The organism is Rodentibacter heidelbergensis (assembly GCF_002000125.1).
GTDB classification, from domain to species: Bacteria; Pseudomonadota; Gammaproteobacteria; order Enterobacterales; family Pasteurellaceae; genus Rodentibacter; species Rodentibacter heidelbergensis.
Genome location: NZ_MLHH01000014.1, coordinates 54,520 through 76,398 on the forward strand (window position 1 = coordinate 54,520; position 21,879 = coordinate 76,398).

General features: G+C 42.0%; 21 protein-coding genes. 15 read left to right on the forward strand and 6 right to left on the reverse strand.

Going from position 1 to position 21,879, the window contains the following annotated elements; genetic code table 11:
* The first annotated feature begins 129 nt into the window (after positions 1-129).
* Genes BKK48_RS06955 through murQ form a run of 4 tightly spaced genes read left to right on the forward strand, consistent with a single transcriptional unit; the run spans position 130 to position 3,942 of the window.
* Positions 130-993 carry a YicC/YloC family endoribonuclease gene (locus tag BKK48_RS06955; protein WP_077427412.1) on the forward strand — a complete coding sequence of 288 codons (864 nt, stop codon included), beginning with the start codon at positions 130-132 and terminating at the stop codon, positions 991-993.
* Between the two features lie 9 nt (positions 994-1,002).
* Positions 1,003-1,842, forward strand: coding sequence for a CAF17-like 4Fe-4S cluster assembly/insertion protein YgfZ (gene ygfZ / locus BKK48_RS06960; protein ID WP_077427413.1), 840 nt, complete (start codon positions 1,003-1,005; stop codon positions 1,840-1,842).
* 1 nt (position 1,843) lies between these two features.
* A complete protein-coding gene (locus BKK48_RS06965) occupies positions 1,844-2,968 on the forward strand; it encodes an anhydro-N-acetylmuramic acid kinase (RefSeq protein ID WP_077427414.1) in 1,125 nt (374 codons plus the stop codon).
* 44 nt (positions 2,969-3,012) lie between these two features.
* Entirely contained in the window at positions 3,013-3,942 is a 930-nt protein-coding gene (murQ, locus tag BKK48_RS06970) for an N-acetylmuramic acid 6-phosphate etherase (protein ID WP_077427415.1), read from the forward strand.
* Between the two features lie 79 nt (positions 3,943-4,021).
* Here murQ and gorA read toward each other — a convergent pair whose 3' ends face one another.
* A complete protein-coding gene (gene gorA / locus BKK48_RS06975) occupies positions 4,022-5,395 on the reverse strand; it encodes a glutathione-disulfide reductase (protein ID WP_077427416.1) in 1,374 nt (457 codons plus the stop codon).
* A gap of 240 nt (positions 5,396-5,635) precedes the next feature.
* Between gorA and BKK48_RS06980 the strand changes: the two genes are divergently transcribed.
* A complete protein-coding gene (locus BKK48_RS06980) occupies positions 5,636-6,328 on the forward strand; it encodes a 7-cyano-7-deazaguanine/7-aminomethyl-7-deazaguanine transporter (RefSeq protein WP_077427417.1) in 693 nt (230 codons plus the stop codon).
* A gap of 142 nt (positions 6,329-6,470) precedes the next feature.
* Here BKK48_RS06980 and psiE read toward each other — a convergent pair whose 3' ends face one another.
* The 3 genes from psiE to ispB all read right to left on the reverse strand — a co-directional run bounded on the left by psiE (position 6,471) and on the right by ispB (position 8,725).
* Positions 6,471-6,887 carry a phosphate-starvation-inducible protein PsiE gene (psiE, locus tag BKK48_RS06985; protein WP_077427418.1) on the reverse strand — a complete coding sequence of 139 codons (417 nt, stop codon included), beginning with the start codon at positions 6,885-6,887 and terminating at the stop codon, positions 6,471-6,473.
* A 98-nt stretch (positions 6,888-6,985) separates the two neighbouring features.
* Positions 6,986-7,711 (reverse strand): epoxyqueuosine reductase QueH, encoded by a 726-nt coding sequence (locus BKK48_RS06990; RefSeq protein WP_077427419.1) that lies wholly within the window; start codon positions 7,709-7,711, stop codon positions 6,986-6,988.
* 24 nt (positions 7,712-7,735) lie between these two features.
* Entirely contained in the window at positions 7,736-8,725 is a 990-nt protein-coding gene (ispB, locus tag BKK48_RS06995; RefSeq protein ID WP_077427420.1) for an octaprenyl diphosphate synthase, read from the reverse strand.
* Between the two features lie 216 nt (positions 8,726-8,941).
* On the opposite strand from ispB, the gene rplU reads away from it, so the two are divergent.
* The 4 genes from rplU (at position 8,942) to cgtA (ending at position 11,736) form a co-directional block, all read left to right on the forward strand.
* Positions 8,942-9,253, forward strand: a complete 312-nt coding sequence (rplU, locus tag BKK48_RS07000) for a 50S ribosomal protein L21 (protein WP_006251992.1) — start codon at positions 8,942-8,944, stop codon at positions 9,251-9,253.
* Positions 9,254-9,272: 19 nt separating this feature from the next.
* A complete protein-coding gene (gene rpmA / locus BKK48_RS07005; protein WP_077414656.1) occupies positions 9,273-9,530 on the forward strand; it encodes a 50S ribosomal protein L27 in 258 nt (85 codons plus the stop codon).
* A gap of 76 nt (positions 9,531-9,606) precedes the next feature.
* Positions 9,607-10,530 (forward strand): DMT family transporter, encoded by a 924-nt coding sequence (locus BKK48_RS07010; protein ID WP_077427421.1) that lies wholly within the window; start codon positions 9,607-9,609, stop codon positions 10,528-10,530.
* Between the two features lie 33 nt (positions 10,531-10,563).
* Positions 10,564-11,736, forward strand: a complete 1,173-nt coding sequence (gene cgtA, locus BKK48_RS07015; RefSeq protein ID WP_077427422.1) for an Obg family GTPase CgtA — start codon at positions 10,564-10,566, stop codon at positions 11,734-11,736.
* 67 nt (positions 11,737-11,803) lie between these two features.
* Here the strand turns inward: cgtA and smpB are convergent, their stop codons facing one another.
* Together smpB and arcA are read right to left on the reverse strand one after the other, a co-directional pair.
* A complete protein-coding gene (gene smpB / locus BKK48_RS07020) occupies positions 11,804-12,286 on the reverse strand; it encodes an SsrA-binding protein SmpB (RefSeq protein ID WP_077427423.1) in 483 nt (160 codons plus the stop codon).
* A 119-nt stretch (positions 12,287-12,405) separates the two neighbouring features.
* Positions 12,406-13,116: a two-component system response regulator ArcA gene (arcA, locus tag BKK48_RS07025; RefSeq protein ID WP_077427424.1), complete on the reverse strand. Its 711-nt coding sequence runs from the start codon at positions 13,114-13,116 to the stop codon at positions 12,406-12,408.
* A 177-nt stretch (positions 13,117-13,293) separates the two neighbouring features.
* On the opposite strand from arcA, the gene BKK48_RS07030 reads away from it, so the two are divergent.
* The 6 genes from BKK48_RS07030 to glyA all read left to right on the forward strand — a co-directional run bounded on the left by BKK48_RS07030 (position 13,294) and on the right by glyA (position 21,808).
* Positions 13,294-15,018, forward strand: coding sequence for a protein-disulfide reductase DsbD (locus BKK48_RS07030; protein ID WP_077427505.1), 1,725 nt, complete (start codon positions 13,294-13,296; stop codon positions 15,016-15,018).
* A gap of 112 nt (positions 15,019-15,130) precedes the next feature.
* The gene (locus BKK48_RS07035) at positions 15,131-15,532 is read left to right on the forward strand and encodes a DoxX family protein (RefSeq protein ID WP_077427425.1); all 402 of its coding nucleotides are present in this window, start codon (positions 15,131-15,133) and stop codon (positions 15,530-15,532) included.
* Positions 15,533-15,714: 182 nt separating this feature from the next.
* Positions 15,715-17,313 (forward strand): bifunctional phosphoribosylaminoimidazolecarboxamide formyltransferase/IMP cyclohydrolase, encoded by a 1,599-nt coding sequence (purH, locus tag BKK48_RS07040; protein WP_077427426.1) that lies wholly within the window; start codon positions 15,715-15,717, stop codon positions 17,311-17,313.
* A gap of 149 nt (positions 17,314-17,462) precedes the next feature.
* Positions 17,463-18,755: a phosphoribosylamine--glycine ligase gene (gene purD, locus BKK48_RS07045; protein ID WP_077427427.1), complete on the forward strand. Its 1,293-nt coding sequence runs from the start codon at positions 17,463-17,465 to the stop codon at positions 18,753-18,755.
* Between the two features lie 92 nt (positions 18,756-18,847).
* Positions 18,848-20,422 (forward strand): phosphoethanolamine transferase, encoded by a 1,575-nt coding sequence (locus BKK48_RS07050; RefSeq protein WP_077427428.1) that lies wholly within the window; start codon positions 18,848-18,850, stop codon positions 20,420-20,422.
* A 120-nt stretch (positions 20,423-20,542) separates the two neighbouring features.
* Positions 20,543-21,808 carry a serine hydroxymethyltransferase gene (glyA, locus tag BKK48_RS07055; RefSeq protein WP_077427429.1) on the forward strand — a complete coding sequence of 422 codons (1,266 nt, stop codon included), beginning with the start codon at positions 20,543-20,545 and terminating at the stop codon, positions 21,806-21,808.
* Positions 21,809-21,879 lie beyond the last annotated feature (71 nt).

Genomic DNA, 21,879 nt, shown 5'->3' on the forward strand with positions numbered 1-21,879 from the left:
AAAATTTACACGGATTGTATTTTAAAATTTACAAAGTGTAAACAAAGCATATGAAAATATCTTTAGAATTCACCGCACTTTCTCGTTACAATAGCCGACAAATCAACTAAGACAAAAATGGGAGATCTTATGATTTACAGTATGACAGCCTTTGCTCGCCTCGAAGTAAAAAAAGACTGGGGCGATGCGGTATGGGAGATCCGCTCCGTTAACCAACGTTATTTGGAAACTTTCTTTCGCCTACCTGAGCAATTTAGAGGGTTGGAAAACGGTTTGCGTGAAAAACTTCGCCAAACACTTGCCCGTGGTAAAGTGGAATGTAGCTTACGGATTGATCTAAAAAAACAAGTCAATGGTGAGCTTAATCTCAATAAAGAATTGGCAAACCAAGTCATTCAATCTTTACAGTGGATTAAAATCCAAGCGGGTGAGGGAGAAATTAATTTAACGGATGTATTACGTTATCCGGGAGTGGTGGAAGCCCAAGAGCAGGATTTAGATGCCATTAGCCAAGATTTATTGAGCGCCTTTGATGGATTGCTGACAGACTTTATTGCGATGCGTGGACGGGAAGGGGAGAAATTGCAAGATATTATCCAACAACGTTTAGACGCCATTATGGTTGAGGCCGATAAAGTGCGCTCACAAATGCCCGAGGTTTTACAGTGGCAACGTGAGCGGTTGTTGCAACGCTTTGAAGAAGCGCAAATTAGTCTTGATCCGCAACGGGTAGAACAAGAAATGATTTTACTTGCACAGCGTGTGGATGTGGCAGAAGAGCTTGATCGTTTACAAATGCATGTCAAAGAAACCCAAAATATTTTGAAAAAAGGGGGCGCAGTTGGGCGTAAATTGGATTTTATGATGCAAGAACTTAACCGTGAGTCCAATACTTTGGCATCAAAATCCATCAATACAGAGATCACCGCTTCAGCCGTAGAATTGAAGGTATTAATTGAACAAATGCGTGAGCAAATTCAGAATTTAGAATAGGAGAAAAGAATGACTCAATTTATTCCACTGAATCAGTATCAGATTATTGAGGCGCAAGGTATAGATGCCGAAACCTATCTACAAGGACAGCTTACCAGCGATGTGGTGGCCTTGGCGAATGGGGATTCAACGCTGACCGCACACTGCGATCCTAAAGGAAAAATGAATGCGATCTTTCGGGTATACAAACTCAGTTCCACACAATTTCTTTTATTAGTGAAAAAAGCGTTGTTGCCGAGTGCGTTAGAGGCCTTAAAAAAATATGCCGTCTTCTCCAAGGTGAGTTTTGAGTTGCGTGATTGGCAAATTGTGGGATTGATAGGGGAAAAATGCGGAAAAATTCAACCGCACTTCTCAATCGAGATCGATGAACAACGCTCGATTTTGATTAATGAAACCCCATTACCAATCACCTTTAATGCAGAGGAAGCGCTGTGGGAAGCGGCGGATATTCAAGTCGGGTTGCCGAATTTAACGGCCAAAACACAAAATGAATTTATTCCACAAGCGTTGAATTTACAAGCTATTGAACAAGCGATTTCGTTCACTAAAGGCTGCTACCTTGGGCAAGAAATTGTCGCTCGGGCCAAATACCGTGGTGCTAATAAGCGGGCGATGTTTATCCTAAAAGGTGAAACCGCATCAACGCCTGAAGTGGGGGAATCCATTGAAATGCAAATTGAAGGTCATTGGCGTAAAACCGGTACGATTATCCGTGCGGTCAATATTGAGGGAATATTGTGGTTACAGGTTGTGATGAATAATGATGTGGAAATCGACCAATCCTTCCGTTTGGCAGAAGAGGCAAGCCTGCTCACCATTCAGCCTTTACCTTATATAGTAGAGTAAAATGCGCGCACAATATTATATCGGGATGATGTCCGGAACAAGTCTGGACGGGGTGGATGTGGCGTTGGTGGATTTTTCCACCAGCCCACCTCAATTAGTGGCGACTGATTTTACCCCGATGCCCCAATATTTACGAGAGAACATCACGGCTCTCGTGCAATCAGGTGAAACCACTTTACATAGGCTGGGTGAATTAGATCATCAATTGGGGCGACTTTATGCCGATTGTGTCAATATTTTTTTACACAAACACCTTATTTCACCTAAAAAAATTCAAGCCATCGGCTGCCATGGGCAAACTATCTGGCACTCACCAAAAGGGCAATATCCCTTTACTCTGCAAATTGGTGATATGAATTTAGTGGCCGCCCTCACCGGGATCACCACGCTTGGTGATTTTCGGCGTAAAGATATGGCATTGGGCGGACAAGGTGCTCCTCTTGTGCCGGCTTTTCACCAAGCGGTCTTTTTTGATCCTCAATCGGTTACTGTGGTATTAAATATTGGCGGGATAAGCAATGTGTCTGTATTAATACCGAACCAACCTGTTGTTGGCTTTGACACCGGCCCGGGCAATACCTTACTGGATCAATGGATCGAAAAACATAAAGGGGTAGCCTATGATAAAAATGGTGAGTGGGCGGCAAGTGGGCAGATAAATGACACATTACTCGATGCTTTATTAGACGAGCCGTTTTTTCAACTCTCCCCTCCAAAAAGCACGGGAAGGGAATTATTCAATTTGGCTTGGTTGGAACAAAAAATTCAACAGGTGGCGCAACACTCCACCGAACCTCTCCCACAAGATGTACAAGCCACCTTGGTAGAATTGACGGTGCGTAGCGTTGCAGAAAGTTTAAAAACCATTTATTCCCCTCTCCCTAAACGGCTCCTTGTTTGTGGTGGCGGGGCAAAGAACAGCTTAATGATGCAACGTTTGGCTAACCTGTTGCCCCAATGGAATATTCATACCACCAATGAATTTGGAATGGATTTAGATTATGTTGAAGCGGCAGCTTTTGCTTGGTTAGCCTATCGCCGATTACATAATCAATCCGGTAATTTACCTGAAGTGACCGGTGCTAAAAGTGCGGTTAGTTTAGGGGCGATTTTTCCCATGCCTTAACGTGAGGATTGTTAAGGTTTTCAGCCGATATTTAAAATAAAACAATGATGAATAACACACTTCTTAACACACTCTCAACCTTAATCACCGAACAGCGTAACCCGAATTCAATGAACATTGATCAACTTTCTCCTTTGGAAATTGTGAGGTTGATGAACCAAGAAGATAAGCAGGTTCCTCTCGCCATTGAACGGGTTTTACCACAAATTGCCCAAGCCGTAGAACGGATTGTCTGTGCCTTTCAACAAGGGGGGAGGCTAGTGTATCTCGGTGCAGGCACCAGTGGGCGGCTAGGTGTGTTGGATGCCTCGGAATGCCCTCCTACTTTTGGGGTGAGTGGTGAGATGGTAAAAGGTATCATTGCAGGGGGAGAGCAGGCCATTCGTTATCCCATAGAGGGTGCGGAAGACAATCAACAGGCCGCTGTTGAGGATTTACAAGCTATCAATTTTTCCGCCCGAGATGTGTTGGTGGGGGTTGCGGCCAGCGGTCGAACGCCCTATGTGCTAGGGGCATTGAACTATGCCAAACAGTTAGGGGCGACCACTATTTCCATTGCCAGCAATCCCAATTCACCGATGGGCCAAATTGCCGATATTTCCATTGATACGGTGGTCGGTGAAGAAGTGTTAACCGGCTCAAGCCGACTAAAATCCGGGACGGCACAAAAATTAGTATTGAATATGCTTTCTACCGCTTCCATGATTTTAATGGGGAAATGCTATGAAAATTTAATGGTAGATGTACAAGCAAGTAACGAAAAACTCAAAGCCCGAGCGGTGCGTATTGTCATGCAAGCCACAGACTGTGATAAAACCACCGCTGAACAAACCTTAATACTTGCGGAACAAAACGCGAAATTGGCGATTATGATGATTTTAAGCGGTTTGCCAAAAGAGGTAGCAAAAGCATTATTGGAAAAAGAGAAAGGCTTTTTGCGAAAGGCGCTGGAAAGCCGCGATATGATGTCGTGATGTTGCCCTAATAATAGGGCGGTATCATTGAGATGATAAAAGTGCGGCCAATTTTGACCGCACTTTGTGCTAACTGAGATTATCTCATGGTGACAAATTCTTCCGAACCGGTTGGGTGAATGGCGACGGTATTGTCGAAATCGGCTTTCGTTGCGCCCATTTTAATGGCAACCGCAAAACCTTGGATCATTTCATCTACCCCAAAGCCAATGCCGTGTAACCCCACAATTTTTTCCTCTTTGCCGACGCAAACTAATTTCATTCGGCAAGGTTGGCGATGTTGGGTAACCGCAGTGTACATTGCGGTAAAAGAGGATTTATACACTTTCACATTGTCTTCGCCATATTGTTCGATAGCTTGTGGCTCGGTTAAACCAATAGTGCCGATCGGTGGATGGCTAAACACAACGGTAGGCACAAGGTTATAGTCTAAATGCTCGTTCGGTTTGTTATTGAATAAACGCTCGGATAAACGGCGGCCTGCTGCAACCGCAACAGGGGTTAATTCAATCCCGCCTTCAATAATATCACCTACGGCATAAATGCCTTTCACATTGGTGTTTTGGAATTTATCAACTTTGATATACCCCCGCTCATTGGTTTCCACACCGGCATTTTCCAAACCAATTTTATCGGTAGCCGGCTCACGACCTGCCGCCCAAATGACGCAATCTACCGTGACATGGCGTTCGTGGTCAAATTTTGCGGTAAGCGATCCATCTTCATTTTTAATGATTTCTTGAATGGTGGTGTGTTTATGTAACACAATGCCGTCTTGTTCTAACACTTCCAATAAGGTTTCAACGATCAACGGATCTTGATTACGCATTGGCGCATGGCGGCGCACCACTAAATGGGTTTCTGCTCCAAGGCTGTTGAGTACGCCGGCAAGTTCCACCGCAATATAGCCTGCACCAATAATGGCAACCCGTTTTGGCAATTCGGTTAAGGCAAAGAAGCCATCAGAATCAATGCCATATTCTTGTCCTTTAACAGAATGTGGACGGAAAGGTCTTCCACCGGTGGCAATTAAAATATGATCTGCTGTGACACGCTCTGTTGAACCATCTGCAAAGCTCACTTCAATGGTATGGGCATCAATGAATTTACCAAAGCCATTAATCACATCAACGTTGTTTTTGGCTAACACATTATTGTAAGAGGTGTGAATTCGGCTAATGTAAGCTTGGCGACTTTCAATGAGTTTTTCAAAATTAAATTTTTTCACGTCCACATCAAAGCCATAATCCGGTGCATAATGGTTGATGGCTTCTGCAATTTGAGCGCCATAGAACATCACTTTTTTAGGTACACAACCCACATTGACACAGGTTCCGCCTAAATATTTGGCCTCGATAATGGCACATTTTTTACCATAGCTTGCGGCACGATTAATGGATGCAATTCCGCCACTGCCGCCACCGATAGCGATATAATCATAATGTTTAGTCATTGTTTTACCTTTTGATTTAATAGAAAAATTTTTGTCGTATTTTGCCTAAATTTGAACCATAAAGCTATAAATTAGTTTAATCGGATAGGGCTATTTAGTCTGGGAAATTCTCTTAAATATTGTCGGATGAGTGGGTATCAGCAAGCTATGCCTTGCAATCTGACGAAATCTGCGTATGATCCCAGCCCTGTTTTCAACTCGGGTTCCCTCACCCCGATTTTTCATTCAAAAAGGTTAAATATGAATATTCATTCCCCTCTTTTTAATCCAAAGCAAAAGCGTTATGCCCTCATTTGGCTAAGTTTTTTCCACATTTTGATCATTGCAGCCAGTAATTATTTCGTCCAAATTCCCTTTGAAATATCGCTAAAACTCACTGCACTGGGAGCGACGCAAGATTTTTCCTTTCACAGCACTTGGGGAACGCTCACGTTTCCGTTTATTTTTCTTGCCACCGATTTAACGGTGCGAGTTTTTGGGGCAAAAGAAGCCCGTTGGATTATTTTTATTGTGATGATCCCTGCACTGATTATCAGTTATGTTATTTCGGTGTTGTTTTCTCAGGCGGAGTATCAGGGCATTGAAGCCTTAGGACAATTTGATCTGTTTGTCTTCCGTATTGCATTGGCAAGCTTTTTGGCTTATGTGGTGGGGCAGTTATTAGATGTCACGGTTTTTAATCGCTTAAGACAACTAAAAACTTGGTGGATTGCGCCAACGAGTTCTATGACATTGGGATCGATGGCGGATACTTTCGTTTTCTTTAGTGTTGCCTTCTATCAAAGTGCCGATCCTTTTATGGCAGAACATTGGGCAGAATTGGGGTTGGTGGACTATTTATTTAAATTATTGATTGGTATTTTATTGTTTGTACCGGCTTATGGCGTGGTATTAAATCTCATTTTGCGTAAACTTCAAAAGTTAACTTTTTAATTTATTGTGATGGCTTATCCCGATAGGTTTGCCATTCCATCAGTTAAAAGGCAAAAGTGCGGTCAAAAGTAAAGATATTACCAAGATAAAATATTGCCCCGAACATAGGTTTGAGCCGTGGCGGGGCAATGATTTATTGGTTTTAGATATTTCTGAGTTTGTTGGAATAAAGTAGTAAACAGAGTGCAATTACCATAATTAAAATCGCACCGGCAAATAAAATCGTATCCACGGCATTTTCATGGCTGACGATAATTAATCGGAGCATCGCCGTGATACCGGCATAAATGAAATAGCGTAGTGGGAAGTGATAGCCACTTTTAAAATATTGGACGATTAAGCCAATAAAACCGAAATATAAGAAAAACATCACCGCTTGCTCAGCCAACGCATAAGGGACGGTTGTGGAGGGGGTAAGCACCATCAGAGCGAGAGAATAAGTGATTTTTGCCAATGCAATAATCAGCACAATGGCAAGGGCAATCAGTGATGTGCTAAGAACATATTTGAGTGTGCCGGTGATCAATAACGGAAATTTATCCACTTGATTTTCTTTCATTTTTCTTCTTGCTCCTTCATTCTTTCCTTTTCTTCTGCGAAATCTTTGATGACTGCACTTTGTTGTGAAAAAGTGCGGTCATTTTTTTCTTGTCTTTTTTAGTCTGGGGAATAATAAAGTTTTCCGATTTCAATTTTCTGGCGTCCGGTTTCTTCACGCCATTTATTGCTATCTCTCAATGAATAAACACAACCACAGTATTCTTGTTGGTAAAAGCGTTCACGTTTGCTGATTTCAATCATTCGTTGAGAGCCGCCTTCTTTACGCCAGTTGTAATCCCAGTAAATGACATCGTCGTATTTTTCTGCCGCTCGGTGGCCACAACCGTTAATTTGGTTCATATCCTTCCAACGGGAAATCCCCAAGCAGCTAGTGAATACCGGAAAACCGTGTTCGTGAGCATATTCCGCCGCTTTTTCAAAACGCATATCAAAACACATGGTACAGCGAATGCCCCGCTCTGGTTCCCATTCCATTCCTTTGGCTCGGTCGAACCAGTTTTGTCGGTCGTAGTCGGCATCAATAAAGGGGATACCAAATTTTTTAGCAAAACGAATATTTTCTTCTTTTCGAATTAAATATTCTTTTAATGGATGAATATTGGGATTATAGAAATAAATCGTAAATTCAATTCCTGAGGCCAAAATAGCTTCCATTACTTCTCCTGAACAAGGCGCACAACAAGAGTGAAGTAGTAATCTGTTATGTCCATTGGGGAGTTCCAGTTTTTTACGAATAAAAGGCGCATTGGGATCTTTACACCCTTTTTTACTGTGAGAACGCGGTATCGGTTGGATATCCGCGAGAGATTGATCGTTATTCATAAAGTGATTTCAAATTGTAAGTGGTTAGTAATTTCTATCAACAGATAAATAAGCTAAAGAAATTAATGCTTGTTTGTATTCACTTTCCGGCAGGACAGAAAGAGCATCAACGGCTTTTTGCGCCTCTTGTTTTGCCCGTGCCATGGCATAGTCTAGGGATTGATATTCCGCCATGATAGCTAATACATCATCAATAATTTCACGTTTTCCGCCTTGTTCAATGGCATCACGAATGAGGGCGGCTTGTTGCGCATTGCCGTGACGCATCGCATGTAATAAAGGCAATGTCGGTTTGCCTTCGGCTAAATCATCCCCCACATTTTTACCAAGGGCTTGGGCATTGGCACTGTAATCTAATACATCATCCACCAGTTGGAATGCGGTGCCAAGATAACGACCATAGTCCTGCAAGGCCTTTTCTTGCGCCTCTGTTGCCCCGGCAACAATTGCAGCAGCTTGTCCTGCCACTTCAAATAAACGGGCAGTTTTGCTGTAAATTACCCGCATATAATTCGCTTCGCTGGTTTCCGGATCGTTGACATTCATTAACTGTTGCACTTCCCCTTCCGCCAGCACATTTGTAGCATCCGCCATAATGCGGAGAATTTTCAACGATTCAAGCTGTGCAACAAGCTGGAAGGCACGGGTATAAATGAAATCCCCCACTAATACACTTGCCGCATTGCCAAATTCGGCATTCGCTGTGGCACGCCCTCGGCGCATATCGGATTCGTCAACCACATCATCATGTAATAAAGAAGCGGTATGGATAAATTCAACAAAGGTCGCACAAGTGATCGCTTGCGATCCTTCAAATCCTAAAGCACGGGCAGCAAGCACGGCGATCAACGGACGGATCCTTTTTCCGCCACCTTGAACAATATAAAAACCAAGCTGATTAATTAACGCCACGTCAGAATTGAGTTGGGCAAGAATGTGCTGATTGACTTTTTGCATATCCGGATCAGCTAATTGCTGAATGGTATGCATCGTCATGAGATCTTGTTTTTCCATTGTTTATCGTTGATTATCAAAGAGAGAATGCGGTGCATTTTACCTGAATTTTTGTACTTTCTAAAATTAATCAATCAGAAAAGGGAATTTTTTTGTTTTATTTTAAATAAATTCTTGCCATGGGATCGTTTTTTCCGTAGAATTTGCGACCTATTTTATATGAATTTTGAAGTGCATACTGCCTAAAGGCAGAGAACACAGTTAAGCGGAGTATTTATGTACGCAGTTTTTCAAAGTGGCGGTAAACAACACCGTGTAAGCGAAGGTCAAGTGGTTCGTTTAGAGAAACTTGAGCTTGCAACCGGCGAAAAAGTTGAGTTCGATTCGGTGTTGATGGTCGTTAACGGTGAAGATGTTAAAATCGGTGCACCGGTTGTTGCTGGTGCGAAAGTTGTTGCCGAAGTGGTAGCGCAAGGTCGTGGCGAGAAAGTTAAAATCGTTAAATTCCGTCGTCGTAAACACAGTCGTAAACAACAAGGTCATCGCCAGTGGTTCACTGAAGTGAAAATCACTGGGATTCAAGCATAATTCAGAGGAGAGCAAGTAGATGGCAACTAAAAAAGCTGGTGGTTCAACTCGTAATGGTCGCGATTCTGAAGCTAAACGCCTTGGGGTTAAACGTTTCGGTGGTGAGTCTGTTTTAGCGGGTAGTATTATTGTTCGTCAACGTGGTACGAAATTCCACGCAGGTACGAACGTAGGTATGGGTAGAGATCACACTTTATTCGCAACCGCTGATGGTAAAGTTAAATTTGAAGTAAAAGGCGAAAAAAGCCGTAAATACGTTAGTATTGTTACTGAGTAATTTAAAAAACTAATTGAATTGAGCGCCCCACAATTTTGTGGGGCGTTTTGTCTTTTTTAACCTTAGAGAGCAAGAGATGAAACAACAACCTTTATTAGGTTTCATTTTTGCACTGATTACTGCAATGGCATGGGGATCATTACCTATTGCTTTAAAGCAAGTGCTAGCAATAATGAATGCTCAAACTATCGTATGGTATCGTTTTGTAGTGGCCGCTCTTGCTTTGTTGTTTTTGCTGGCTTACAAAAAGAAACTCCCCGAAGCAAGAAAAATCGGACAGTATGGTTGGTTGGCAATCATCGGTGTATTTGGGCTTGCCGGTAATTTTTTGCTATTTAGCTCCTCCCTTAATTATATTGAACCTTCAATCGCCCAGATTTTTATCCATCTTTCGTCTTTTGGCATGCTGATTTGCGGTGTGTTTATCTTCAAAGAAACGCTGGGATTGCATCAAAAAATAGGTATTTTGCTTTTGTTGATAGGCCTTGGATTATTTTTCAATGATCGCATTGGTACCTTTGGCGGGCTAAATCAATATTCAACCGGGGTGATATTAAGCGTCAGTGCGGCTTTGGTTTGGGTGGCCTATGGAATGGTTCAAAAATTAATGCTAAGAAAATTTAGTTCGCAACAAATTCTTCTCATGATGTATTTTGGCTGTGCAATGGTATTCACGCCAATGGCGGATTTTTCTCAAGTGAGTGCGCTCACTCCTTTTGCATTGGCTTGTTTTATTTACTGTTGTTTGAATACGTTAATTGGTTATGGGGCTTATGCTGAGGCATTAAACCGTTGGGATGTATCAAAAGTCAGTGTTGTGGTGACATTAGTCCCTCTTTTTACGATTTTCTTCTCACATATTGCACATGCTATCAGCCCCGCACATTTCAATGCACCGGAATTAAATAGCATTAGCTATATCGGGGCGTTTATTGTAGTATGCGGTGCAATTTTATCGGCAATTGGACATAAATTATTACCCTCGCACAAGATAAAATAGCGGAAAAGTGCGGTTAAATTTTGGAGAGTTTTAATGAAATTTATTGATGAATCTTTGATTCGAGTCGAAGCTGGAGATGGGGGAAACGGCTGTGTGAGTTTCCGCCGAGAGAAGTTTATCCCCAAAGGTGGCCCTGATGGTGGCGATGGGGGAGATGGCGGGGATGTTTATCTTGTGGCAGATGAGAACCTCAATACCCTCATTGACTATCGTTTTAACAAGCGTTTTGCCGCAGAACGTGGTGAAAATGGACGAAGTTCCGATTGTACCGGTCGCCGTGGTAAAGATATTATTTTACCGGTTCCTGTCGGAACGAGAGCCATTGATAATGACACAAAAGAAACCTTGGGTGATCTAACCAAACATGGGCAAAAAATGCTGGTGGCAAAAGGTGGCTATCATGGGCTTGGCAACACCCGTTTTAAATCTTCCGTGAACCGTGCACCACGCCAAAAAACCATGGGAACGCCGGGTGAAAAGCGGGATTTATTGTTGGAGTTGATGCTGCTTGCCGATGTCGGTATGTTGGGTTTGCCAAATGCCGGTAAATCGACCTTTATTCGGGCTGTATCTGCGGCGAAACCCAAAGTTGCGGATTATCCTTTCACTACTTTAGTACCAAGCCTTGGTGTGGTGAAAATGGATGAGGCAAAAAGCTTTGTGGTTGCCGATATCCCGGGGTTGATTGAAGGGGCAGCGGAAGGGGCTGGTTTAGGGATCCGTTTTTTAAAACATTTAGAACGTTGTCGTGTGTTAATTCATCTTGTGGATATCAATCCGATTGACGGTTCAGATCCGGCGGATAATGTGGCGATTATTGAATCGGAGTTGTTCCAATATAGCGAAAAATTAGCGGAAAAACCCCGTTGGTTGGTTTTTAATAAAATTGACACGATGACCGATGAGGAATTACAAACCCGAGCAAAAGAGATCACAGAACGTTTAGGTTGGGATGAGGATTATTATTTAATTTCTGCCGCAACAGGTCAAAATGTCCCTGCACTTTGCCGCGATATTATGGATTTTATTGAGGCTCATCCTCGTGATATGGAAGAAGCAGAGGTTGCACCGGAAGAAGTTAAATTCAAATGGGAAGATTATCACCAAGAACAATTGGCGGAACATCAATTTGATGATGAGGACGATTGGGATGATGATTGGACAGAAGAAGATGATGAGGGAATTGAATTTATCTATAAACCTTAATCTTTCCTAAAAAAGTGCGGTCGATTTTAACAATGAAATCGACCGCACTTTGTTTTTGGAGAGAAAATTATCTACGGTTGGCATTTTTCATGATTCGTTCTTTTGCCAGCTTCCATTCACGATCTTTAATATCATCACGCTTATCGTGTTGTTTTTTACCCTTCGCTAGCCCAATTTTAATTTTGGCCCAAGCACCTTTCCAATAGAGAGAAAGGGCAACGATGGTGAAACCATCTCGGCTGGATTTGCCAAAGAGAGAGTCTAATTCCCGTTTATTGAGCAATAATTTTCGGGTGCGGGTGGGATCACAGACAATATGGGTTGAAGCCAAACTAAGCGGTTGGATTGTTGCCCCAAATAAATAGGCTTCGCCATTTTTGAAAATAATATAGCTATCGCCAATGTTAGCTTTTCCTGCCCGCATCGATTTCACTTCCCAGCCTTGTAATTCAAGGCCCGCCTCAATTTCATCTTCAATGAAATAGTCGTGACGAGCCCGTTTGTTGAGCGCAATCGTATTTGAACCGGGTTTTACTTTTTTCTTTGTCATAATATTTGGTGTTTTTAAATTTTTGCTGATTTTACCGAATATATTTCTTAATCGCAAAGTGAGGCCTAAAAATAAAAGAAGGCTGAATACTCAGCCTTCCAAAAGATTGATTTTCTGATTTATTCAATCTCACCTCGGAAACGGTATCCTTCACCGTGAACGGTGGAGATAATTTCAGGTGTGTTTGGATGATCTTCAAAATGTTTACGAATTCGGCGGATGGTGACATCGACCGTCCGATCTTGAGGTCTTAATTCTCTCCCGGTCATCTGTTTGAGTAAGGTTTCACGGGTGAGTAATTTTCCCGGATTCTCGCAGAAATATCGCATAGCACGAAACTCACTACGAGGGAGTTTAAACTCAGCCCCTTCAGGGGTGATCAAATGATGGCTGTTAAGATCGAGTGTCCAGCCGTTAAAGCGGTAAAACTCACGTTCACCCGGGGTTTCTTTTTCATATTGCTGCATGACCCGATGCAATAAATTGCGAGCACGAATAGTGAGTTCTCGAGGGTTAAAGGGTTTTGTCAGATAATCATCGGCCCCAATTTCCAACCCCAAAATTTTATCAATTTCGTTGTCACGACCGGTTAAAAAAATCAAGGGTAAATTGGCATATTCGCGTAGTTCCCGAGCTAATAAAAGTCCGTTTTTACCCGGTAAATTAATGTCCATCACCACTAAATTCACGGTATTATTTTTTAAAATATCGTGCATTTTAGCGCCGTCTTGTGCCTCAAGGACAGCGTAACCTTCGGCCTCAAAAATGCCTTTTAAGGTATTGCGGGTAACGGTTTCATCTTCAACAAGAAGAATTTGTGGCGTTGCCATATTTCAATCCTTTTGAGTATTGTGAGTTAATTTATTGTATCTTTATAACATTGCTGTAACAATGAAAAAGTGAGGTTATTTAAGCTATTACTTTCTTTTATGATCTAAATCATCCTTTTTAGGCTTTTAAATCCGTTTATGATAAAATTTTGCCACACCCATTTATCACTTTTTTTTATGAAAAAATTTCTTCTTTTTTTTATGCTGGTTTTCACCGCATTCAGCAGTCTGGGGGGATTATTTAAAACCTCCGGTTTTCTCAAAGTTGAGGAGGCTTTTCCTTTTTCTGCTCAAATTTCGTCTGATAAAAAACAACTCCAAATCCGGTGGGAAATGGCAGAAGGCTATTATCTCTATCAAGATAAAATCACGGCAAAAATTGATGGCTCAGCGCATAGCCTTTCCGTCAATTTTAACCAAAAGGCGGAAATACATGAGGATCCTTATTTTGGCCGTGTGGCGGTTTTCACCCAACCTTTCGTGGCTTCTTTTTCCGGTGAAACTTTTGAGGATCACCAAAATATTGAGCTTTCTTATCAAGGATGTACCGAAGGATTTTGTTATCCGCCGGAAGTGAGAACTTTAAAAGTAAGCGATTTATCCATTGCGGCGGTGAAAGAAAAAACGCCGGAAAATTCTACCGCACTTTTGGCAGAACAAGATCGCTTAGCGGCGGGCTTATTCCAAAGCAAATATGCGGTGTTCGGCTTTTTCTTACTTGGACTGGGATTGGCCTTTACACCTTGCGTGTTACCGATGTTGCCTTTGCTTTCCTCTATTGTTATCGGTCAGCAACAACGCCCTAATATGTTGCGTGCATTTTCTCTTAGTTTTCTTTATGTGCAGGGGATGGCGCTCACCTATACTTTGCTTGGGCTTGCTGTGGCGGCAATCGGCTTACCGTTCCAAATTGCTTTGCAACATCCTTATGTCATGATAGGCCTTTCTGTGCTCTTTATTTTGCTTGCCCTCTCCATGTTTGGGGTTTTCACCTTGCAACTTCCAAGCGCTTTGCAAACCAAGCTCAATGCACTGAGCCAAAAACAAACTTCCGGTGCATTTGGTGGGGTGTTTTTAATGGGAATGATCGCAGGGCTAGTGGCTTCACCTTGCACTTCTGCGCCGCTTTCAGGGGCTTTGCTTTATGTGGCACAAAGCGGCGATCTTGTTACCGGTGCGATCACGCTTTATTTATTGGCGCTGGGGATGGGCATTCCACTTATGCTCATCACATTATTTGGTAATAAAATTTTGCCGAAATCGGGGGAGTGGATGAATACGGTCAAACAATCCTTTGGTTTTGTGATGCTTGCTCTACCGATATTTTTGCTTTCCCGTATTTTGCCTGAAAGATGGGAGAGTGGTTTGTGGGCATTACTGGCAACGACATTCTTCCTTTGGTTTGCGTTGCAAATGCCTAAACGTGGTTTGGGTTATGGCGTCAAAGTGCTTTCATTGGTTTGTGCCATGGTGGCGGTGCAGCCTTTGCAACAGCTTGTATGGCAAGATCAGCAAAGTGCGGTCGAAAATACGGTGATTTCTCATACCCCATTTCAACGTATTCAAAATTTACAAGAATTAGATGAGCTGTTAGCGAAAAATCCTCACCGTATCGCGTTGTTAGATTTATATGCGGATTGGTGCGTGGCTTGTAAAGAATTTGAACGTTATACTTTCAGTGATAAAAATGTACAGAATGCCTTTGAAAATATGCTGGTGTTGCAAGTGGATATGACAAAAAACAGCGCAGAAAATAAAGCCATCATGGAACGTTATCAGGTGTTAGGCTTGCCGACTATCTTATTTTTAGATCGTTCAGGCAACGAAATTTCAGGGAGCCGCATTACCGGTTTTATGGAAGCCGATCGCTTTTTAGATTGGCTAAATAAAATTGAAAATTAACGTATTTTTAACTGAAAGGAAAAAGTCTTTTTCAAACTGGCTACTTGTTTGATAAAACGCTAATCGTTATGATCTGCGCACCTTTTCATTCATCTTTAAATAAGGAAACTTTATGAATAATCTCGAAAAATTTCGTCCCTATGCTTTAGCGTTATTACGCATTGTGGCCGCTTATATGTTTATCTTACATGGCACGGCTAAATTTTGGGAATTTCCCATCTCGATGACCGGTGGCAATGGTGCGGTTGGCGATCCATTAATGATTGTTGGTGGCATCATTGAAATTGTGGGGGGCGTTTTAGTATTGTTAGGTCTATTTACCCGCCCTGCTGCTTTTATCTTATCCGGTCAAATGGCATACGCTTATTTCTTTATGCATGCGGCAAAAGGCGGGCTATTTTTCCCACTCGCAAACGGTGGTGAACTCGCATTACTTTATTCTGTTGTTTTCTTCTACTTTGTTTTTGCCGGCAGTGGTGCATTGGCATTAGACAATAAGTTTAAGAAAAACTAAGCCTAGATTTTATTCTTTATACCTCCAATTTGCCCACAATATGTGGGCTTTCTTTAAAACGCCCTCTGTTTTGACCGCACTTCTTTCCACGGATTTTCTTTAATCTTTTCTATATTTACGCAACCGTTTGCGTTATAATCTGCGCGCTTATTTTTTTAACCTCTTTATAAAAGGAAAATGTAATGACCGCTCGTCCTATTCGTCAGGCTTTATTAAGTGTTTCAGATAAAACCGGTATTGTAGAATTTGCCCAAGGGCTTGTACAACGTGGTGTAAAATTACTCTCAACCGGTGGCACCGCAAAACTTTTAGCACAACAGGGGTTGCCTGTTATAGAAGTTTCTGATTATACAGGCTTTCCTGAAATGATGGACGGACGTGTGAAAACCTTACACCCTAAGGTTCATGGAGGGATCTTGGGTCGCCGTGGAACAGACGATGCGATTATGCAGCAACATGGCATAGAAGCCATTGATATGGTGGTGGTTAATTTATATCCTTTTGCTCAAACTGTTGCAAAATCAGGTTGCACCTTGGAAGAGGCGGTAGAAAATATTGACATTGGCGGCCCAACAATGGTGCGTTCTGCGGCGAAAAATCACAAAGATGTTGCTATTGTCGTCAATAATCAAGATTTCAATGCCATTCTCGCCGAAATGGATCAACATCAGAATAGCTTGAGCTTGAAAACCCGTTTTGATCTTGCTATCAAAGCCTTTGAACATACCGCACAGTACGATTCAATGATCGCCAATTATTTCGGTCAGCTTGTGAAGCCTTACCATGTGGCGGCTGAAGAGGATATTGATGCGAAGTGCGGTCAATTTCCACGGACTTTAAACCTAAATTTTGTGCGTAAACAAACCATGCGATATGGTGAAAATGCCCACCAAAACGCCGCTTTCTATGTGGATCTCAATGTCAAAGAAGCCAGTGTGGCAACCGCAACACAATTACAAGGCAAAGCCCTTTCTTACAATAATATTGCAGATACCGATGCAGCCCTTGAATGTGTGAAAGAATTTGACGAACCGGCATGTGTGATCGTCAAGCATGCCAACCCTTGCGGCGTGGCATTAGGTAAAGATATTTTAGAAGCCTATAACCGAGCCTATCAAACCGATCCTACCTCCGCTTTTGGCGGAATTATCGCTTTTAACCGTGAATTAGACGAAAAAACTGCCATAGAAATTGTGGAACGCCAGTTTGTGGAAGTGATTATTGCGCCGAAAGTTTCGGCAGAAGCCGTTGAAGTGGTGAAGCGTAAGAAAAATGTTCGTTTGCTTGAATGTGGGGAATGGCAAGATCGCACTCAACGTTTAGATTTTAAACGGGTAAACGGCGGTTTATTGGTACAAGATGCGGATTTAGGTATGGTAGACTTGGCAGATTTAAAAGTGGTGAGCAAGCGCCAACCTACCGAACAAGAACTCAAAGACTTATTATTCTGCTGGAAAGTGGCGAAATTTGTGAAATCCAACGCCATTGTTTATGCCAAAAATAACCAAACCATTGGCATTGGCGCAGGGCAAATGAGCCGAGTTTATTCCGCTAAAATTGCCGGTATCAAAGCACAAGATGAAGGGCTGGAAGTCGCCGGTTGTGTGATGGCATCTGATGCCTTCTTCCCATTCCGTGACGGCATTGATGCCGCCGCAAAAGTGGGTATTCAGTGTGTCATTCACCCGGGCGGTTCCATGCGCGATCAGGAAGTGATTGATGCGGCTGATGAACATGGCATGGTGATGGTATTAACCGGAATGCGGCATTTTAGACATTAAGAGTTAGACTGTGCCGAGGGTAAGTCTACCCTCGGTTACGCATAGTCCAACCCCTATGGGGTTGATTTTACAAATACCCCAAAGGGGTATGCTTATTTTTAACCGTGGGTAGGCTTACCCACGGAAAGTTGGATACACAAGGACACATTATGAATATTTTAATTATCGGAAACGGCGGTCGTGAACATGCGCTAGCTTGGAAAGTTGCACAATCTCCATTGGCTAAGAAAGTGTTTGTCGCACCGGGTAATGCAGGAACAGTGTTGGAACAGAATATTGAAAATGTGAATATTGCGGTTACCGATATTTCAGCACTGGTTCAATTTGCCCAAGATAATCAAATCGACTTGACTATTGTTGGGCCGGAAGCACCGCTTGTTATCGGAGTGGTGGATGCGTTCCGTGCAGCAGGATTAAAAATTTTTGGGCCAACCCAAGCGGCTGCACAATTAGAGGGCTCGAAAGCTTTTACCAAAGATTTTTTAGCCCGTCACAATATTCCTACAGCGGAATATCAAAATTTTACTGAAGTCGAACCGGCATTGGCGTATTTGCGTGAAAAAGGCGCCCCCATTGTGGTGAAAGCCGATGGTTTGGCAGCAGGAAAAGGGGTGATCGTAGCGATGACTTTGCAGGAAGCAGAAGAGGCGGTGCGTGATATGTTATCAGGCAATGCTTTTGGGCAAGCGGGTAGCCGTGTGGTGATTGAAGAGTTTTTAGACGGTGAAGAGGCCAGTTTTATCGTGATGGTGGATGGCAAAAATGTCGAGCCAATGGCAACCAGTCAAGATCATAAACGGGTGGGAGAAAATGATACAGGGCTGAACACCGGAGGAATGGGGGCTTATTCACCGGCACCTGTTGTCACCCCAGAAATTCACGATCGTATTATGAAAGAGGTAATCTATCCAACAGTTAACGGTATGGCGGATGAAGGTAATGTGTACACCGGGTTTTTATATGCCGGGTTAATGATTATGCCAAACGGTCAGCCGAAAGTGATTGAGTTTAACTGCCGTTTTGGTGATCCGGAAACCCAACCGATTATGTTGCGTTTAGAATCCGATTTAGTGGAACTTTGCCTTAAAGCCTGTGAAGGCAAGTTATATGAAATTCAATCCCAATGGAACCCTAAGGCATCACTGGGTATTGTGCTTGCGGCTGAAGGTTATCCGGGGGATTACCGCAAAGGTGATGAAATCATCGGTTTGCCACAAAGTGCGGTTGAAAATGAAAAAGTTTTCTTAGCCGGGGTGGAAGCGAAAGAAGGGAAATTGCTAACCAATGGCGGCCGTGTGTTATGTGTGACGGCTTTAGGTGATAGCGTATTTGAGGCGCAACAAAAAGCCCTTAAACTTGCCGAACAAATTCAATGGAACGGGCGTTTTTATCGCCGTGATATTGGTTACCGCGCGGTGCAACGTGAACAGAAAAATCACTAAGCTTATCCGGTAGATAATCACTGTCTTGTGATTTATCTATCGCTAAAAATAAACGAGAATATTGCTCCAATTTTTACGATTTAGACTATTTTATGAAACAATTGATCATAGCATTATGTTATTCGGCGCTACTGCTTATTCTAGAAATCCTTTATCGTAAGATCTTTCATATTCCAAGCATAGAACGCTATGCTGAAAGCTATCTTTTCGTTTGTTTATTCGTGGTCTTGTTTGTTTATTCCAAGTATCGAATAACCCGAATATTGGTGGTGACACTGTTTGCAATAAGTGTTTTAGTCAATAATGTGCATTATGCCTTATATCAGTCTTGGATTGGCCCTGTCAGTTATTCACTTGCCTTTAAAGAGGTAAAAGAAATTACGCAAGCCGGCATAACGATGGTTGATCGATTTATTTATCCATTATTATTCGGCTTGTTCGAAGTAGCCGTATTTTTGAGTTTAAATTTTATTAAAAGAAAGCGATATAAATTCTCTTGGGTATTTGATGCTGTCTTTTATATTTTAATGATGTATGTTTTTGTTCGTGCCTATACCACAAAATCTCACGAAAGATTTATTTCCCCTAATACGGTTTATTCCCGATTAAAATCGAATTATTTCTCCGTTGGTTATTTTGTTGGGCGCATTTTGCCCTATGAACTTTTCTCTTTATCCGATGTTCCGCTCTATCATCAAAACAGACCCAATAAAACTCAAGCCTTACCTAAAGTAAGAAATATTATTTTGATTATGGGAGAAAGTGCCACTGCCAGTCATTTTAGTGCTTTTGGGTATGAAAGAGAGACCTCACCGTTTTTAGCCCGTTTTAAGAATGAACCCGGGGTCGTGATGAAAGAAGCTTATTCCGGCGGGATGTTGACTGCTATTTCATTACCGATGTTTTTCAATGCAATTCCCTATCCAAATGGAATGCAACAAATTGCAAAAGGGGATACGAATTTATTTAATTTAGCCAAAACGCAGGGTTTTAATACCTATTTTTATTCGGCACAAGCCCGTGATGATATGCATATGATGAATTTCTTAGGCGGTGCTTGGGTTGATAAAATGAGATTTCCGGATAATGAAGGCTATTCTCTCCGAGAGTCTATGCCGGATAATAAATTACTACCTGAATTTAAAAAGATTAATTTAGAGGAAGGGAATCATTTTATTGTGTTGCATCATCGTGGAAGCCATATTCCTTATGGTGCTTTGCTCGATGAAAAAGAGAAAGTCTTTGGGCAAATTCAGGCAATAGATAATTATGATAATACGATTTTAAATACAGATCGTTTTATTTCTGATGTGTATCAATATCTCTCTACACAAAATACCGATGATTGGCTTATTGCCTATACTTCAGATCACGGTCAATATGTGACAAATGAGGTTTATAAACAAGGTACACTGGAGCAAGCGAGTTATATTGTACCTTTCATGGTGTACAGCCCAAATAAAGCAATACAAAAAATAACATCAGAGGCTTTTTCTTCTTGTAAGCACACTTTCCATTACCAATTATCCAGTTTATTAATCAATCTTATGGGATATGATTATCAAATCGGTGGTTGTTTAGAAGGCGTGGTGAACGGAAATATCCTCAGTGGCGATGCCGGCTATCTTAAGATCGATGCTGAGGGCAAAGAAACCTATCATCATTGACCCAATAACATGATGATGAAAATTAATCATCATAATGAAAAATATGCATGAAATTTTAATTAAATTTCAATGAATAAGCAGTTACACTATAGATCACAAATCACATAACAGGAGAACACCATGTTTACTAAAAATATGAATATCGCTGATTACGATCCGGTATTATGGCAAGCGATTTTGGACGAAAATCGCCGTCAAGAAGAGCATATTGAATTAATCGCTTCCGAAAACTATGCAAGCCCACGGGTGATGGAAGCACAGGGTTGTCAATTCACCAATAAATATGCGGAAGGCTATCCGGGTAAACGTTACTATGGTGGTTGTGAGTATGCCGATATTGTGGAACAACTTGCCATTGACCGTGCAAAAGAATTATTTGGTGCGGATTATGTGAATGTACAGCCTCACTCCGGTTCCCAGGCTAATGCCGCCGTATATGGGGCATTAATTAATGCAGGTGATACGATCCTTGGAATGGACTTGGCACATGGTGGGCATTTAACTCATGGTGCAAAAGTGAGCTTCTCCGGTAAAATTTATAATTCGGTGCTTTATGGCATTACAGCAGACGGTTTAATTGATTACGAAGATGTACGTCAAAAAGCGTTAGAAGCGAAACCAAAAATGATTGTTGCCGGTTTCTCTGCCTATTCTCAAGTGGTGGATTGGGCGAAAATGCGTGAAATTGCCGATGAGGTAGGCGCATATTTATTTGTTGATATGGCACATGTAGCAGGGTTAATTGCAGCGGGATTATATCCAAACCCATTACCACACGCCCATGTTGTCACCACAACCACCCATAAAACTTTAGGGGGACCGCGTGGTGGTTTAATTCTTTCTTCTTGTGGTGATGAAGAAATCTATAAAAAATTACAATCTTCCGTATTCCCGGCGAATCAAGGTGGCCCATTAGTCCACATTATTGCGGCAAAAGCAGTGTGTTTTAAAGAAGCACTCGAACCGGAATACAAAGTCTATCAAGCGAACGTATTGAAAAATGCGAAAGCGATGGTCGAGGTATTCAAACAACGTGGTTATGATGTGGTATCAAATGGTACGGAAAACCACTTGTTCCTAGTAAGCTTTATTAAACAAGGTTTAACAGGGAAAGCGGCTGATGCGGCATTAGGTAAAGCCAATATTACGGTGAATAAAAACTCTGTGCCTAACGATCCGCAAAAACCTTTCGTCACTTCCGGTATTCGAGTGGGGACACCGGCAGTAACCCGCCGTGGTTTTAATGAACAAGATTGTCGTGATTTAGCGGGTTGGATGTGTGATATTTTAGATGCACTTGGTAAAGAAAACGAAGAACAAGTGATTGAGGCGACCAAAGAGAAAGTCTTAGCTATTTGTAAACGTCTTCCTGTTTACCCAGCGTAATCTCTTGGTATGAGAACTGATAAGCGGCGAAATATCGTCGCTTATTTTTTTATTCGTAAAGGGAAGAATGG